Here is a 16,313-nt window from a genome sequence, read left to right as displayed (position 1 = left end):
CCGAGCCCGCCGGCCAGCCCGTCGAGGCCGTCGACGAAGTTCATCGCGTTGACCATCACCACGACCATGACGACGGTCAGCAGCGCGCCCTGGTTCTTGTCCAGCACCAGCACCGAGCCGATGGAATCGCCGTTGCCGCCCCACGGCACCCAGAACGACACCCACTGCACGCCGAAGATGACGAGGATCCCGGCGCACATGACCTGCCCGGCGAGCTTCGTCCAGGCGTCCAGCTCGAACCGGTCGTCCAGGATGCCGATGAGCGAGATGACGCCCGCCGCGAGCAGCACGCCGACCGCGTCGTAGGAGACGTCGAACCCGTGGCTGAGGGCGGGCAGCTGGTGCGCGAGGCCCATCGCCGCGGCGATCCCGAGGTAGATGCCGACGCCGCCCATCCGCGGGATCGGCTTGACGTGCACGTCGCGCGCGCGAGGGTTGGCGATCGCGCCGATCCGGATGGCCACGCGCCGCACGACGCCGGTCAGCAGATAGGTCACCGCGGTCGCGGTCAGCGCGACGAGCAGGTACTCCCGGATCGGGAGAAGTCCTTGGACTACAGGCATGTGTCACGCCCGCCGGGAGGTCGGAGTCACCGGCTCACGCTACCGCGCCCGCGTGCGGCCCCGGTGAACGGCAGTCACTTCCCCGGCTCAGTCCAGCGTCTCCTCGGCGACGCCGATCACCTCGGCGATGGCGGCCTTGGCGACCGCGCCCTCGCGCAGCACGAGCGGCTGGTCGCCGGTCAGGTCCACGATGGACGACGCCACCGTTTCCCCGCTCGACCCGCCGTCGAGATACACCGACACCGAATCGCCGAGCTGCTCCTGAGCGTCCTCGACGGTCGAAGCGGGCGAACGCCCGGAAACGTTCGCGCTCGACACCGCCATCGGGCCGACGTCGCGCAGCAGCTCGAGCGCGACCGGATGCAGCGGCATCCGCAGCATCACCGTGCCGCGGGAGTTGCCGAGATTCCATTGCAGGCTCGGCGCGTGCGGCAGCACGATCGACAGATCGCCCGGCCAGAACGCCTCGATCAGCGCCCGCGCCTGCGGCGGGACGCCGAGCACCAGACCGTCCACAGTGGACCACGAACCGACGAGAACGCCGACCGGCATGTCCGGGCCGCGGTTCTTCGCCCGCAGCAACGCCTGGACGGCGCCGGAGTCGAACGCGTCGGCTCCGATGCCGTACACCGTGTCCGTCGGCAGGACGACCAGCCGGCTCGACCGCACCGCGGCGGCCGCCGCGGACAGGCCTTCGGCTCGGGATTCGCGCTTGCCGCAGTCGTAGACCGCACTCATGCCGGGAAGCCTATCCCCCGGCGCCCCTGGCAGGCGCTGCCGAGGTACGTGAGAGGAATCTGATTCCCTCCGGGTTCCCCGCACGTACCTCGCCGAGCGGTCAGGCGCCGTAGGTGGCCTGCTTCACCGCGAACACGTTGCGATTCCCCTTGCCCTCCTGCAGCGACCACAGCAGATCCGCGGCCTTCGGGTCCTCCCAGTACGAGATGCTCTCCCCGCTGCTCACCCAGGCGTGCGTAGCCGGGCCCGCGGCCGGGGTCCAGTAGTACAACTGCTTCGCCGCGGAGGAGTTGAACCACCAGCGGCCGTTGTGGGAGGCGACGCCGTTGAGGTTGTACCAGGGCAGCTTCAGCGCCTGGCTCGCCGTCGTGGAGGCGGCGAACGTCGTCGCTCCCGAGGCGAACGGGAAGCGCACCGCCCGGGGCGGGCGGTTCGGGTAGTCCTTGCAGTCGGCCTTGCAGGTGTACTCGGTCATCACGATCGACTTGCTGACGCGGTCCAGCGAGATGCTCGACCAGGCCAGGTTCGTGCCGGACGTGGTGTGCGCGGCGACCGTGCCCACCTGCGGCAGGACGTAGCGGTAGTTGTGCGCGTAGTACTGGCCCCCGGACTGGCCGATCTGGCCCGCCGTTCCGCCCGGGTTGACCTCAAGGATCTTGCGCATGTCGAAGACCCGCATGCCGCCGCCGGTGTCGGCGACGTACAGGTAGTCGCCGTACCAGGAGACGCCGCCGGCGTGGATCGGGATGTCCTGGTAGTTCGGCGAAGCGTTCGTGCCGGTCGGTTCGACGAGCAGGATCTTGCGGTACTTGTTCGGGTACGTCGCGTCCCAGTCGGCGAGCGTGATCCGGCTGCGGACCTGTTTGCCGCCGCATTTGTCGCGCGTGTACCAGCTGACCGCGACGAGCTGGTGCCCGTCGTAGTTGCCGCCGTTGTCGCCGCCGACCGCGTCGCGGCTGGTGGTGATGCCCTGCGGGTAGTTCGTGCAGTCGCCGTTGTCGCCGTCGTCGAACCGGAAACCGCCGGTGAGCCCGGCCGGTTTGAAGCTCGGCGGCAGGGCTTTGCGGTCGTGGTTCGCGGTGGCCATGACGGTGTGCACCGGCGCGGTGTGCAGCTTCGCCGCGAGACCGGAGTAGACCGCGTCGTACTTGTGGTAATCCGAGGTCAGCGTGTATTCGCCGGCCGGAAGGGTGGTCGGTCCGGCCGCGGCGGACGCGCTGGTGGCGCTCGCGGTGAGCGCACTGGCGGCGATGAGCACAGCGCCGCAGCCGGCCGTGATGCGATGACGCAAGAACATGACTCCCCCAGAAGTCTGATTGTTCGGCCGCCCCAAGGTAGGGGGTCGCTCGATTGAGGGCAACCCGGGCGAAAGGCGCCATCCGCCGTGCGGACGGAGGGCGCCTTTCCCGGATCAGAACCCGATCGCGGGACAGGCGGTCGTCGTGGTCTTCGCCGGGTCGGCGACAGACGTCGCGGTCAGCCGCACGCGAGCGGTGTGCGGTGCGCCTGCCGAGCGTTTCGCATAGGCCTGGATTTGCGTCGAGCCGCCGAACTTGGCGGTGGTCAACGCGTTCGGGAGCCGGACTTCCCAGCCGCGGGTGTCCGTGGACGCGGTCAGCCGGTAGGTGTCCTGGTCGTACGGGGCTGCCGCGCCGCGTGCCGAACCCTGGTTCGACAGGCGGAAGTCGCAGGTAGCGAGGCCACCGCGGGTGAACGCGGGCAGTGCGGGCCGCAACCACGCGCCGCGCGTCTGCGGTCCGGCGCCGTCGAGCGACGCGACGGTGACCGTGTACGACAGCACGCCGCGGCTGTCCCGGTCGAGGTCGGTGACGAGGAAGCGCAACCGGTTGGCCTCGTCGGTGTACTCGTAACCGCTGGACGTGCCGGTGCCCGCCTTGAACGTGGCGTCGTTGAGCTGCCGGTAGTCGCCGACGGTGATCTTGACCGGGGTGCCGTCCGGCCGGACGTAGTCGGTCAAGCCGATATCCTGCGGGTTCGCGTCCACGATCCATTCGAACGGCGCGGCGTCGCGGCTCTTGGTCTTGGCCAGCAGGACGCCGGAGTCCGGCGCGAACGAATCCGAGCCCATCCGGTCGACGACCTCGACGCTGTAGTGGTCGTACCCGCCGCCGTCGCACTTCGGGTCCTTCGCCGGATCGCACCGGGGTGAACGGTCGCCGCCGGTGAGCGCGATCGTGATGCCCGCGTACGCGCCTTGCTCGGGCACCGCCTCCCGCGCGGTCACGCGAGCGGTGACCGGACCGGTCGTGGCGAGCTGGTTCCGGTCAAGGTTCAGGACGGACTTCGGATCGACGATGCCGAGCTTGAGTTTGTTGCGCAGCATGTGGTGCGCGCCCATCGAACCGCCTTCGGTCGCGGGGATCTGCCAGCGCGTGTGCGGGCCGCCGGGACCGTTGAAACTGCCGCGCGACAACATTTCCCACGGTCCGGTGTAGGACCGCCGGGGCGGATCGCCGAACGGGTTGTTGTAGTTGTCGCCGATGCCGAGGATGTGGCTGAACTCGTGCGCGAACACGCCCTGGCCGGAACTTTCCGCCTGCGTCGAGGATCCGTTGGCGGCGTTGGGCCAGATGGTCGAGGCCGAGGCCCACGACGTCCACGGCACGTACCGCGTGTGCGCCCAGTTCCGCTCGCCCGGTTTGCTGCCCGGCGGGCCGAATTCGGCGGGCACGTTCTCCTTCGAGCCGAACTTCATCTCGCCGAATTCCTGCCACGTCGAGCTTTCGTCCTGGCCCGCGGAAAGGAAGAAGACGAAATCGAACTGGTCGGCGACCGGACCGACGTCGGCGCGCCACGCGTCGCCCGCGTCCTTGCGCAGGTCCCGGGTGCAGTCGGCGTTCGCCGGGCAGTCCTCCGGCTGCATTTCCATGCCGTACTCGAAGGATGCGCCCGGCATCCGGTAGGGGCCGAACGCGGTGAGGTCGACGCCGAACCGGCCGCCGGAGTCCTCCATCCAGTACTCGTTGATGGTGTGGCCGTGGTTCAGGGTCTCGGGTTTGTTGAGGAAATCCTGGTAGTGCTGCGCGACTTTCTCGCGCGGCAGATTGCTGGCCGACGGCGACGGATTGCCGAAGACGGTCGAATGCGGCGGCTTCGTGACGACGAAATCCGCGTCCGGGTAGTCGGCGAGCACGACGGCGCCCTTGAACGTGCGCACGGTCGGTTTCAGCGCCGGGTCGGCCCAGTTCGTGCCGGGGACGTGACGGTAGTCCTGCCAGGTCATGCTCGCCTGGTCGGCCCAGTGCGCGGAGTCCAGCGGCGCGGGCCAGCCCTGGGTGAGCGGATCGGCCGCGGCGGTCCCGGCGAGCAACGCGGGAGCCAGCGCCGCGACCGCCACGACGACACCGACGCGGCCACGGGCGTTCCGGCTCCGGTGATCGCGGCGGGGTAAGGGGGATTTCATCCTCGCTCCTCACAGTCCGCCGGTCCGCCCGGCGGTCCCGAGGCCCGACGCTAACGGTGATCGTTAGGCGAGCGAACGAAATCCACCCCGCTGCCGCACGACGAAAGTCGGGCAGGAGCGGGGCAAAGGTGCGAATGGCCCAGCGCGGAGGCCGGACAGCGCCGCGGGAAGTCCGTGAGGGGCACCTTCAGGGACGCTGATTCCCTCAGAGGGTGTTTCGAAACCCGGTGGCGTGGTCGAGCGTTAGCTGTGACACCGGGGCGGCGTGGCGTTCATCGGGCGGTTGTGTGCAAGCTGCCGTGTAACACAAGGATTCAGCGACTGACCACGCGGGTTTCGAAACACTCCCTCAGGGTTCCCCTCACGAACGCCCACCGGCCCTGAAGGGGTCCTTCAGGGGCGTTGGGCGAAGCGAGGCTCAGCCCAGCCGGCGAGCGGTGACGAACCGTGCGCGTCCGCTGTAGTCGGGATGATCCTCCATCCCGGTCAGCACCCGGCGCGCCCGGACCAGCGCGGGCACCGCCGAACCGTGGGTGTCGTCGTGTTCGATCGCCAGTCCGCCGCCCGGGCGCAGCAACCGCGCGCCGGCCGCGATCGCGTGCCGGATCACCGCCAGCCCGCTTTCCTCGGCGAAGACCGCGCGCGCCGGGTCGTGTTCGCCGACCTCCGGCGGGACCGGCGTGCCCTCCGGCACGTATGGCGGGTTGCAGAGCACCAGGTCCACGAGACCGTCGAGTTCGGCGAACATCGTCGGGTCGGCGATGTCGCCGGAGTAGAGCCGGATCGGGGTGTTGCCCGCCGCAGTGTGCACGTCGGCGTTGTGCCGGGCCCAGGCGAGTGCCTGCGGATCGACGTCGACCGCGTAGACCACCGCGTCCGGGCGTTCGTGCGCCAGCGCCAGCGCCAGCGCGCCGGAGCCGGTGCACAGATCGACCACCACCGGGTATTCGCGGCCCTGGAGGAACTTCACGCCCCATTCGAGCAGCAGTTCGGTTTCCGGGCGCGGGACGAACACGCCCGCGCCGACGTTGACCGTGATGTTGCCGAGCGCGGCCCAGCCGGTCAGGTACTGCAGCGGGATCCGTTTCGCGCGCTGTGCGACCAGCTGGCCGATCGCGTCGATCACCGGCGGGTCGACCAGCGGCACCATCGGCAGCCTGCCCCGTTCGACGCCGAGCACGTGCGCGGCGATGAGATCCGCGTCCGACCGCGGCGATTCCACGCCCGCCTCGGTGAGGATCCGGGTGGCCTCCATGATGGCCAGGCGCAGCGGCTGCCGATTCACTGGTCGTCCTTCACTCGTCGAAACTGCCCCCGGCGGGGGTGCTGCCCAGCGTATCGACCCCCGGCCGCGCAGACCTCACGCCTGGCCGAGATACCCGGACAGGACTTCGCGCCGCTGGGCGAGATCCCCGATCCGGCGGTCCACTTCGGCCAGTTCGCCGCGCAGTCTGCGCACCAGGTCGGGGCACAGGTCGAGATGCGCGGCGGGTCCGCTCGCGCAGTCGAGCATCCCGGCGATCATCTCCGTGGTGAGGCCCGCGGCCAGCAGTTTCCGGATCTGGCACACCCGGACGACGGCCTTCTCGTCATACACCCGGTAGCCGCTCGTGTTGCGCGTCGAGGTCAGCAGGCCCTGCTCGCCGTAGTACCGCAGCAGCCGCGGCGCGACGCCGGTGCGCTGCGCGAGTTCGCCGATCAGCATCCGATTTTCCTCTGTTTCTGGCCTTCACACTGGTGTCAATCCTTAACGTCGCGGACATGACAGAACATTTCGCGCCCCTCGTCGCAGGACAGGGCCCCGGCCTGCTGCTCGCCCACGGCGCGGGCGGCGGCGTGACCGCCAATTTCGGTCCGTTGCTGGACGATCTCGCCCGCACGCACACCGTGGTCGGGGCCGACTACCCGGTCGAGGGCGGCACGCTCGACGAACTGGCCGACGGACTGGTCGCGGCCGCCGTCGACGCCGGGGTCGGGAAGTTCACCGTGCTCGGCTACTCGCTCGGCACGGCCGTCGCGGTCCGCGTGGCCACCCGGTATCCCGAACGCGTGACCGGCCTCGTGCTCACCGCGGGCTTCGCCCGGCCGGACGCACGGATGGAGCTGGCGCTGGACCTGTGGGCAGAGCTGCTGAAGGGCGACCGCACCCTGCTCGCCAAGTACCTGACGCTGACCGTAGTCAGCGAGCCGTTCCTCGCCGCGTTGACGCCGGAGCAGCTCACCGCGGCAGTCGCCGGGCTGGCCGAGTCAGTGCCCGCGGGGACGGCGTACCAGGTCGAGCTGGCGCGGAATGCCGACACCCGCGCGGAACTGGCGTCGATCGCCGTCCCGACGCTGGTGATCGCCACGACGCTGGACTCGCTCGTGCCGCCGAGGCACTCGCAGGAGCTGGCCGACGGGATTCCCGGCGCGGAGCTGGTCGAGATCGCGTCCGGGCACGGCATCGGCGAGGAAGCGCCGGAAGCCTGGCTCACCGCGATCCGGAAGGCGCTGCGATGAGCCGCCAGGTGGTCCTGCCGAACGAGTCGCCCGATCTGACCCCGCGCCGCCTCGCCGACCTCGCCCGGCTGGCCGAGGAACTGGGGTACGAATCCGTCTGGCTGCCGGACCACGTGCTGCCGCCGGAACCGTTCGGCGAGGTCTTCGGCGGCGTGTACGAACCGCTGGCGACGCTCGCCTACCTGGCCGCGGCGACCGAACGGGTCCAGCTGGGCACGTCCGTGGTGATCGTGCCGCTGCGCGAACCGCATCTGCTGGCCAAACAGGCCGCGACGATCGACCGGCTGTCCGGGCACCGGCTGGTGCTGGGCGTCGGCGCTGGCTGGAACGAGCCGGAGTTCGCGGAGCTCGGCGCGGATTTCCCTCGCCGCGGTGCGACTGTGGACGAGACGCTTTCATTGCTGGAGCAGCTGTTCACCACGGGGCGGGGCCGCTCCGGCGGGTACTTCGAGCCGCGGCCGGAGGGCCGGATCCCGATTCTGGTCGGCGGGAACTCGACGGTCGCGCTGCGCCGGGCGGTCCGGGCCGGGGACCAGTGGCTCAGCGCGGGTCTCTCGCCGGGGACTTTCGCGGAACGGGTCGCGAAGCTGGACCAACTCGATCCGGAGCGGCGCGTGCGGCGGATCGCCCGGCAGCAGTTCGACGAGAAGACAGCCGTCCAGACCTACCGTGCGTATCGGGAGGCCGGGGCGGACGCGGTGGCCTTGCACTTCGGGGGTGACGAGGGATACGAGGAGCGGATGGCGGGGTTCGCGGCGGAAGTCTCGTGAGTGTCTGTCCCGGTCAGAACCGCGATAGACACGCACGACGCCCCGACACCGACTGTCCTCAGCAGACTCGTCAGCCGGAGCCGTGCACGCTTTCCGCTCTGCTGGTGTTCTTCGCACCGAGGAAATCCCCGCCGCCGCCGGAGAATCAGCCAGCCTGAGCGGCGAGCCGTTCCTCCCGGTCAGCCGACGCCAGCGCGTCCAGCACCCCGTCCAGCTCGCCGTCGAGGACCTGGTCCAGGTTGTAGGCCTTGTAGTTCACCCGGTGATCCGAAATCCGGTTCTCCGGGAAGTTGTACGTCCGCACCCGCTCCGAACGGTCCACCGTCCGGACCTGCGAACGGCGCGCGTCCGACGCCTTCGCCGCCGCCTCTTCCTCGGCGACCTGCTGCAGCCGGGCCTGCAGCACCTGCAGCGCCCGCGCGCGGTTCTGGATCTGCGACTTCTCGTTCTGGCACGACACGACGATCCCGGTCGGCAGGTGGGTGATCCGCACTGCCGAGTCGGTGGTGTTGACGCTCTGCCCGCCGGGACCAGACGAGCGGAACACGTCGATGCGCAGGTCGTTCGGGTCGACCTCGACCTCGACCTCTTCCGGTTCCGGGTAGATCAGCACGCCGGACGCGGACGTGTGGATGCGGCCCTGCGATTCGGTCGCGGGCACCCGCTGCACCCGGTGCACGCCGCCCTCGAACTTCAGCCTCGCCCAGACGCCTTCGACGTCCGCGGCCTTGCTCTTGAGCGACAGCGTGACGTCCTTGTAGCCGCCGAGGTCCGACTCCGTCGAGTCGAGCACCTCGGCCTTCCAGTGGTGCCGCTCGGCGTAGCGCAGGTACATCCGCAGCAGGTCGCCGGCGAACAGCGCGGATTCCTCGCCGCCTTCGCCGGATTTGATCTCCATGACGACGTCGGAGCCGTCGTAGGGGTCGCGCGGCAGCAGCAGTTCGGTGAGTTTCGCTTCGAGCTGCGGGATTTTCGCCGTCAGCTCTTCGGCCTCGGCGGCGAACGCCGCGTCCTCGGCCGCCAGTTCCCTGGCCGCGGACAGGTCGTCGCGGGTCTGGTCCAGCTCGCGCACCGCGCGCACGACCGGGCTCAGCTCGGCGTAGCGGCGGCCCAGTTTGCGGGCACGGGCCTGGTCGGCATGCACCGCGGGGTCGGCGAGCTGCTGTTCCAGCTGTGCGTGCTCGTCGAGCAGCCCCTTGAGCGAACTCGAATCCACTTCGCCGTCTCCCTCTCGCGAACAGGCCCGGACAGAACAACGGCGCCCACCCGGGCGTGCGGGTGGGCGCCGTCGAACAAGCTACTTGGCGTCGGTCTTCTGCTGACGCTTGCCGTAGCGCTTCTCGAACCGGGCAACCCGGCCACCGGTGTCCATGATCTTCTGCTTGCCGGTGTAGAAGGGGTGGCAGTTCGAGCAGATCTCGACGTGGATCTGACCCGACTCCTTCGTGCTGCGGGTGACGAAGCTGTTCCCGCAGTTGCACGTGACGGTCGTGGCCACGTATTCGGGGTGAATACCGCTCTTCATGGTGTCCTCTCTCGTTGGCCCCGGGTCCCCAGTGCGGGGTGAACCGGTGCCGGACTTCAGCGGGTCATTCTGCCAGACGCGCTGGCAAGGGCTTCAACACACCCCGGTGACCAGGTATTCCGCCGCCGGTCGCGACGGCCGGCGGTGAAGGAAATTCGCATTGTACGGATTTTGTACCCGCTGGCGTGAAGCTGGCCGAGTTCGTGAATCGCTCACTTACTGGAGGTCCGGACATGCGCACGACCGACCTGCTCACCCGGCTCGCGAAGCCGGCCGCGGCGCTCGCACTCGCCGCTTCCGCCGCGGTCTTCGCGCCTGCCGCGAATGCTTCCGGCGGAATCACCGCCGCGGACGTGAACCCCGCCGCCGGAACGTTCTCGGAGCTGTCCGAGGCGAACCTGACCGGAGCCGCCGACGGCACTCCGGCCGGTGCGGTCGCCTGGTACAAGGCGCACGCCGGAAGCACCGGGTGGGAGCACTACTGCGAGAAGGCCGCGGAGAACTCCTACGGCGTCACCGGGGTCTGGGCGTCGGCCAACGCACATTGGAACGGGGCCAGCCCGAAGCACACCAGCGGCAAGCCGCCCGCCGGTTCGTTCGTGTACTGGAACATCAGCGCCTACGGCCACGTCGGCATCGCGGACGGCAACGGCGGTTTCTACGCCACCAGCGTCGGCGGCAAGATCGGCCACGGCAGCTCCACGAGCTACTTCAACAACTACCGGGGCTGGACCCCGGCCGCTGTCCCCCGCCACTGAGCTTTCTGCCGCGCCACCTCCCCGGTGCGGCAGAAAAGTCCGTGAAGGGCTCCCTGAAGGAATCTGATTCCCGCACGGAGTCCTTCACGGACCGCCACGCGAACCGGCCCGCCCCCAAGCCGATGGGGGCGGGCCGGTTCGCGTGGCGGCGAGACTCAGTCGTCGTCTCCGCCGCCGAGGGCGGTCTTCGAGACCTGCATCAGGAATTCGATGTTGGTCTTCGTCTTGCGCAGCCGCGAGATCAGCAGGTCGATGGCCTGCTGCGAGTCCAGTGCGTGCAGCACCCGGTGCAGCTTGTGCGTGACCGCCAGCTCGTCCGGCGAGAGCAGCAGCTCTTCCTTGCGGGTGCCGGACGGGTTGACGTCCACCGCCGGGAACACGCGGCGCTCGGAGATCTTGCGGTCGAGCTTGAGCTCCGCGTTGCCGGTGCCCTTGAACTCCTCGAAGATCACCGTGTCCATCGTGGACCCGGTCTCCACCATCGCGGTCGCGAAGATGGTGAGCGAGCCGCCGTTCTCGATGTTGCGCGCGGCGCCGAGGAAACGCTTCGGCGGGTACAGCGCGGTCGAGTCGACACCACCGGACAGGATCCGGCCGGACGCCGGAGCGGCCAGGTTGTAGGCCCGGCCCAGCCGGGTGATCGAGTCGAGCAGGACGACCACGTCGTGGCCCATTTCGACCAGGCGCTTGGCCCGTTCGATGGACAGCTCGGCGACCGAGGTGTGGTCGGAGGGCGGGCGGTCGAAGGTGGAGGCGATGACCTCGCCCTTCACCGACCGCTGCATGTCGGTGACCTCTTCCGGACGCTCGTCGACCAGCACGACCATGAGGTGGGCCTCAGGGTTGTTCGTGGTGATCGCGTTCGCGATGTCCTGCATGATCGTGGTCTTGCCCGCCTTCGGCGGGGACACGATCAGCGCGCGCTGGCCCTTGCCGACCGGCATGATCAGGTCGATCACCCGGGTCGTGAGCTTGTGCGGCTCGGTTTCCAGCCGCAGCCGCTCGTTCGGGTACAGCGGCGTCAGCTTGGTGAAGTCGGGACGGCGCTTGGCCTCGTCCGGCTCCAGGCCGTTGATCGAGTCGACGCGCACCAGCGGGTTGAACTTCTGCCGCTGCTGCTCGCCCTCGCGCGGCTGGCGCACGACACCGGTGATCGCGTCGCCTCGGCGCAGGCCGAACTTGCGGACCAGCGACAGCGACACGTACACGTCGTTCGGCCCGGCCAGGTAGCCCGAGGTGCGCACGAACGCGTAGTTGTCGAGCACGTCCAGGATGCCCGCGACCGGCAGCAGGACGTCGTCCTCGCGGATCTCGGTGTCCGGAGCGCCGCCCTCGCGCTGGCCGCCCCCGCTGCCCCGGCGGCGGCGGTCGCGGAAGCGGCGCCCGCGGCGGCCGCCTTCCTCGTCGTCGTCCTGCGGGCCGTTGTTCCGGTTGTCGCGGTTGTCCTGCTGGTTCCGCTGCCGGTTGTCCTGGCGGTTGTCCTGGCCGCCGCGGTTGTCCCGGTTGCCGTCGCGGTTGTCGCGGCCGTTGTCCCGGTTATCGCGGTTGTTGTCGCGGTTGTCCCGGTTGTTGTCGCGGTTGCCGCCCTGGCGGTCGCCGCGCTGGTCGCGCTGGCCGTCGCCCCGGTTCGCGCCGCCGCGGCGGCGCCGGTTGCGGCCGCCCTCCTCGGACTGGCCCTCGGACTGGCCCTCGGAACGGTCGTGGCGCTCCGGGCGCTCCTGCGCGGCGGGCTTGCCGTCCTGCGCGGTCTCCGCCTTCGGGGCGTCGGCTTGGGGAGTCTCCGCCTTGACCGGCTCGGCCTTGGGGGCCTCGGTCTTGCTGGGAGCCTCGGTCGCGGCCGCCTTCGGCGCGTCGGCCTTGGCCCGGCGGGCGGGCTTCTCGGCCTTCTCCGCCTTGACCGGCTCGCCGACGCCGTCGAGCGGCAGCGTCTCGGCCGCCGCGGCGCGCTTCTTGCTCTTGCCCTGGCGCTCGCGGATCGCGGCGATCAAGTCCCCTTTGCGCATGCCGGTGGTCTCGCCCACACCCAGTTCGCCCGCCAGCTGGCGGAGCTCGGCGATGACCATTCCGGACAGGCCCCCGGCGCGGCGCTTCGGAGCGGCCGCGGTCCCATTGGTTTCAGCGGCCGCGGCGGGGGTCTCCACGTCGCCGCTCAACAGATCGGTGTTGCTCACACATGTCCTTCCTGACCGATCCACGTTCCAGGTGGATCAGCGGACTGCCGCCGGTAGCGAGACGGCTTCTGCCTCCGATGCGGACGGCTCGCGCCCAGCCGTGCGAGACACAGCGAAGCGCCGCCAGCACAGGGTGTTTGCCCCCTCCGGACGGAGAAAGCGGAATTCGGCACCGCCGGAACCGGAAACCCGCCTGCGTCCCTCCGCCTCCCGCGTGCCGGGCGGTGCGGAATCGGCGGATCGACGAAGGATGCGGACCGGAGCCGCCGCTAGGGGCGGACAGGCCCGGCATCGGGTGCGGAAACGCACGGTGATCGAACGCCCCCGAGGGTAGACCGCGCCCTGTCCGGGTGCAACAACCACCCCCCGCGTGGCGCACGCTGCCGTCCAGCCTGTGACCAGGTCGTCACCCGGCCACAACCTGCACGCCATCGCGGTCCACGGGCAATTCGGCGACGTCAAACCCGGTAACGTCCACTCCCGCCGGGAGTATTCCCGTGAGCGTGAGAGCGAGCACAGTCGGACCGGCCCCGGAAATGGCGGCGGGAACGCCGTGGGCACGCAGCGTGCGCACGAGTTCCGTGCTCGCCGGGTATGCCTCGGCTCGGTAATCCTGGTGCAAGCGGTCCTCGGTGGCAGCCATCAGCAGTTCGGGCCGTTCGGTGACCGCCAGCACGGCGAGCGCCGCCCGTCCCGCGCTGTGCGCCGCGTCGGCGTGCGGCACCTGCGACGGCAGCAGCCCCCGCGTCATGTTGGTGGACGACTTCTCCGCGGGCACCGCGACCACCGGCCGGATCGCCGCATTCGGCTCCACGCGTTCGGCGCGGAACCGGCCGTCCTCGGACCACGCCACCACGAGCCCGCCGAACAGGCTCGCCGCCGTGTTGTCCGCGTGGCCCTCGAACTCGGCTGCGAGCTGGAGCGCGTCGGCGTCGAGCGGACGCTCCGCCAGCGCGTAGCCCAGCGCCACGCCGGTCACCACCGCGGCCGCCGACGACCCGAGGCCGCGCGCGTGCGGAATACTGTTGTGGCAACGAAGATGCAGGCCGGGCGACCGCACGTCGAGGTGTTCGCAGGCTCGCCGGAGCGCGCGGACCACCAGGTGGGATTCGTCGGTCGGCACGTCCTCGACGCCGCCCGCTCCCGCGTCGAGCACCTCGATCTTCAAGCCGCCCTCGGTGACCTGCAGTTCGACCACGTCGTAGCGGGCAAGGGCGAGGCCGAGTGCGTCGAATCCCGGGCCGAGGTTCGCCGTTGACGCCGGAACCGTCGCGCGGAGCCCGGTCACCGCCGTCACGACCGCGCCCCGAGGTGGCATTGGGTGCAGGAAATGAGCCAGCGGCGCGCAGCGCCTCCGTGAAGTGCGGCGGCAGGGGCATGGACGGAGCACCCAATGCCACCTCGGGGCGATGCGGGCGAAGCGGGTACCGGGCCGGTCATCGCAGGTCCAGCGCCGCCGCGACGGCCGTCGGATCGACCGCGAGCGGTTCCACCTCGACGTTGCCCTCCAATGCCGTCGCCGGGTCCTTCAGGCCGTGCCCGGTGACCGTGCAGACCACCTTCGCGCCCTTCGGCAGCCGTCCGTCCGCCGCGGTGGCCAGCAGGCCGGCCACGCTCGTAGCGGACGCGGGCTCCACGAAGACTCCCTCGCGGCGGGCCAGCAGCCGGTACGCCTCAAGGATTTTCTCGTCGGTGATCGCGTCGAACAGGCCGTTCGATTCGGCGCGCGCGTGCACCGCGCCGTCCCACGAAGCGGGGCTGCCGATGCGGATCGCGGTCGCGATGGTGTCCGGGTCGGCGACCGGTTCGCCGTGTACCAGCGGCGCGGCGCCGGCGGCCTGGAAACCGAACATCCGCGGAGTGTTCTTGACCACACCGTCCGCGGCGTACTCCGAATAGCCCTTCCAGTACGCGGTGATGTTGCCCGCGTTGCCCACCGGGAGGCAGTGCACGTCCGGGGCCGCGCCGAGCACGTCGCAGATCTCGAACGCCGCGGTCTTCTGCCCGGCGATGCGCACCGGGTTGACCGAGTTGACCAGCGTGACCGGATAGTCCGCCGCGGTCTTGCGGGCGAGTTCGAGGCAATCGTCGAAATTGCCGTCGACCTGGAGGATCCGCGCGCCGTGCAGCACCGCCTGGGCGAGCTTGCCCATCGCGATCTTGCCTTGCGGCACCAGCACCGCGCAGGTGAGCCCGGCCCGTGCGGCGTACGCGGCGGCCGAGGCCGAGGTGTTGCCGGTGGACGCGCAGATCACCGCTTTGAGACCGCTCGCCAGCGCGTGCGTGATCGCCACGGTCATCCCGCGGTCCTTGAACGAGCCGGTCGGGTTCGCGCCCTCGACCTTCAGGTACACCTCGGCTCCGGTCAGCTCCGACAGGTGCGCGGCGGGCAGCAGCGGGGTGTTGCCTTCGCCGAGCGTGACCACGCGCGCCCCGTCTGGGACCGGAATCCGGTCGCGGTAGGCCTCGATAATCCCCGGCCACGCACTCATGCTTCCGCCTCGATATCCACGGTTCGCTGGCAAGCTGCGCTCACTGGTCTTCGCCTTCCACCCGCATCACGCTGACAACCTCGTGCACCACATCGAGTTTCGCGATTTCGTCCACAGTGGACTGCAAAGCCGCGTCGGGTGCGAGATGAGTGACCACGACGAGGCTCGCCGTGTCGTTCGCGTCGCGCTGGCGCACCGCGGCGATGCTCACGCCGTGCGCGGCGAACGCCTGCGCCACCTGGGCGAGCACCCCCGCGCGGTCCGCGACGTCGAGGCTCACGTGGTAGCGCGTCGGCGTCTGGCCCATCGGCCGCACCGGAAGCGCGGCGTGCGCCGATTCGCGCGGGCCGCGGCCGCCGTGCACCTGGTTGCGCGCTACCGCGACGAGATCGCCCAGCACCGCGCTGGCGGTCGGTGCGCCACCGGCGCCCTGGCCGTAGAACATCAACTCGCCGGCCGCGTCGGCTTCGACGTAGACCGCGTTGAACGCGCCGCTGACGCCAGCAAGCTGGTGGCTGCGCGGAATCATCACCGGATGCACGCGGGCGGACACCGATTCCGTGCCGTCGTCCGCGGTCACGCGTTCGCAGATCGCCAGCAGCTTCACTGTGCGGCCGAGCGTGCGCGCCGCGGCCAGATCGGACGCCGTGACGTCGGCGATGCCTTCGCGGTGCACGTCTTTCGCGGTGACTCGCGAGTGGAACGCCAGCGAGGCAAGGATCGCGGCCTTCGACGCGGCGTCGTAGCCGTCGACGTCCGCAGTCGGATCCGCTTCCGCGTACCCGAGCCGGCTCGCCTCGTCGAGCGTTTCGGCGTAGCCCGCGCCGGTGGCGTCCATCGCGGAGAGGATGTAGTTCGTGGTGCCGTTGACGATCCCCATCACGCGGGTGATCCGGTCGCCCGCCAGCGATTCGCGCAGCGGGCGCAGCAGCGGGATGGCCCCGGCGACGGCGGCCTCGAAGTAGAGGTCCGCGCCGCTGGCGTCGGCCGCCTCGAACAGTTCGGCCGAATGCTCGGCGAGCAGCGCCTTGTTGGCGGTGACCACGGATTTGCCCGCGTTCAGCGCGGCGAGCAGCCAGCTGCGCACCGGGTCGATCCCGCCGACCAGCTCGACCACTACGTCCACGTCGTCGCGGACCACGAGCGCCGCGGCGTCGTCGGTCAGCAGTTCGGCGGGCAGTTCCGGGTGCTTGTCCGGACGCCGGACCGCGATGCCGACCAGTTCCACCGGCGCGCCCGCACGAGCGGCCAGCTCGGTGGCCTGTTCGGTGAGCAGCCGGGCGACCTCGCTGCCGACCGTGCCGCAGCCGAGCATCGCGACCCGGATGGGCGCGCGGTCGGTTGGAGACAGGCCTTTCGGAGACACAGTGGAC

Annotated in this window: 14 protein-coding genes and 1 pseudogene; 3 read left to right on the top strand and 12 right to left on the bottom strand. The window is 70.3% G+C overall.

Annotated elements, in window-relative coordinates; all coding sequences use genetic code 11:
- The 6 genes and pseudogenes from A4R44_RS49935 to A4R44_RS03825 form a co-directional block, all read right to left on the bottom strand.
- Positions 1 to 563: pseudogene (locus A4R44_RS49935) on the bottom strand (undecaprenyl-phosphate alpha-N-acetylglucosaminyl 1-phosphate transferase); the annotation flags it as partial.
- Between the two features lie 87 nt (positions 564 to 650).
- Positions 651 to 1,301, bottom strand: coding sequence for an L-threonylcarbamoyladenylate synthase (locus tag A4R44_RS03845; RefSeq protein WP_067576345.1), 651 nt, complete (start codon positions 1,299 to 1,301; stop codon positions 651 to 653).
- Positions 1,302 to 1,401: 100 nt separating this feature from the next.
- Positions 1,402 to 2,598 (bottom strand): hypothetical protein, encoded by a 1,197-nt coding sequence (locus tag A4R44_RS03840; protein ID WP_067576344.1) that lies wholly within the window; start codon positions 2,596 to 2,598, stop codon positions 1,402 to 1,404.
- A gap of 114 nt (positions 2,599 to 2,712) precedes the next feature.
- Positions 2,713 to 4,725 (bottom strand): M6 family metalloprotease domain-containing protein, encoded by a 2,013-nt coding sequence (locus A4R44_RS03835; protein WP_067576343.1) that lies wholly within the window; start codon positions 4,723 to 4,725, stop codon positions 2,713 to 2,715.
- 418 nt (positions 4,726 to 5,143) lie between these two features.
- Entirely contained in the window at positions 5,144 to 6,010 is an 867-nt protein-coding gene (gene prmC, locus A4R44_RS03830; RefSeq protein ID WP_067576342.1) for a peptide chain release factor N(5)-glutamine methyltransferase, read from the bottom strand.
- A 75-nt stretch (positions 6,011 to 6,085) separates the two neighbouring features.
- A complete protein-coding gene (locus tag A4R44_RS03825) occupies positions 6,086 to 6,430 on the bottom strand; it encodes a MerR family transcriptional regulator (protein WP_067576341.1) in 345 nt (114 codons plus the stop codon).
- Positions 6,431 to 6,486: 56 nt separating this feature from the next.
- Between A4R44_RS03825 and A4R44_RS03820 the strand changes: the two genes are divergently transcribed.
- Positions 6,487 to 7,224, top strand: coding sequence for an alpha/beta fold hydrolase (locus tag A4R44_RS03820; protein WP_067576340.1), 738 nt, complete (start codon positions 6,487 to 6,489; stop codon positions 7,222 to 7,224).
- Positions 7,221 to 7,994: a TIGR03619 family F420-dependent LLM class oxidoreductase gene (locus tag A4R44_RS03815; protein ID WP_067576339.1), complete on the top strand. Its 774-nt coding sequence runs from the start codon at positions 7,221 to 7,223 to the stop codon at positions 7,992 to 7,994. Before A4R44_RS03820 ends, A4R44_RS03815 begins: the two co-directional genes overlap by 4 nt.
- A gap of 145 nt (positions 7,995 to 8,139) precedes the next feature.
- On the opposite strand, the gene prfA is transcribed toward A4R44_RS03815, so the two are convergent.
- Both prfA and rpmE read right to left on the bottom strand, forming a co-directional pair.
- Complete coding sequence (gene prfA, locus A4R44_RS03810) at positions 8,140 to 9,210, bottom strand: peptide chain release factor 1 (protein ID WP_067576338.1); 1,071 nt, start codon at positions 9,208 to 9,210, stop codon at positions 8,140 to 8,142.
- Between the two features lie 81 nt (positions 9,211 to 9,291).
- The gene (gene rpmE / locus A4R44_RS03805; protein ID WP_067576337.1) at positions 9,292 to 9,519 is read right to left on the bottom strand and encodes a 50S ribosomal protein L31; all 228 of its coding nucleotides are present in this window, start codon (positions 9,517 to 9,519) and stop codon (positions 9,292 to 9,294) included.
- Positions 9,520 to 9,752: 233 nt separating this feature from the next.
- Between rpmE and A4R44_RS03800 the strand changes: the two genes are divergently transcribed.
- Complete coding sequence (locus A4R44_RS03800) at positions 9,753 to 10,277, top strand: hypothetical protein (protein ID WP_067576619.1); 525 nt, start codon at positions 9,753 to 9,755, stop codon at positions 10,275 to 10,277.
- Between the two features lie 155 nt (positions 10,278 to 10,432).
- Here the strand turns inward: A4R44_RS03800 and rho are convergent, their stop codons facing one another.
- From rho to A4R44_RS03780, 4 genes are all read right to left on the bottom strand, one after another.
- Positions 10,433 to 12,448 carry a transcription termination factor Rho gene (rho, locus tag A4R44_RS03795; RefSeq protein ID WP_067576336.1) on the bottom strand — a complete coding sequence of 672 codons (2,016 nt, stop codon included), beginning with the start codon at positions 12,446 to 12,448 and terminating at the stop codon, positions 10,433 to 10,435.
- A 406-nt stretch (positions 12,449 to 12,854) separates the two neighbouring features.
- Positions 12,855 to 13,766 (bottom strand): homoserine kinase, encoded by a 912-nt coding sequence (gene thrB, locus A4R44_RS03790; protein WP_202506111.1) that lies wholly within the window; start codon positions 13,764 to 13,766, stop codon positions 12,855 to 12,857.
- A 118-nt stretch (positions 13,767 to 13,884) separates the two neighbouring features.
- A complete protein-coding gene (gene thrC / locus A4R44_RS03785; RefSeq protein WP_067576335.1) occupies positions 13,885 to 14,940 on the bottom strand; it encodes a threonine synthase in 1,056 nt (351 codons plus the stop codon).
- Positions 14,941 to 14,980: 40 nt separating this feature from the next.
- Positions 14,981 to 16,306 carry a homoserine dehydrogenase gene (locus A4R44_RS03780; protein ID WP_255366056.1) on the bottom strand — a complete coding sequence of 442 codons (1,326 nt, stop codon included), beginning with the start codon at positions 16,304 to 16,306 and terminating at the stop codon, positions 14,981 to 14,983.
- Positions 16,307 to 16,313 lie beyond the last annotated feature (7 nt).

This window comes from Amycolatopsis sp. M39, from assembly GCF_001651785.1.
GTDB classification, from domain to species: domain Bacteria; phylum Actinomycetota; class Actinomycetes; order Mycobacteriales; family Pseudonocardiaceae; genus Amycolatopsis; species Amycolatopsis rubida.
Note: the sequence above shows the minus strand (reverse complement) of the source record. Positions and strands in the feature narration are given on the sequence as shown.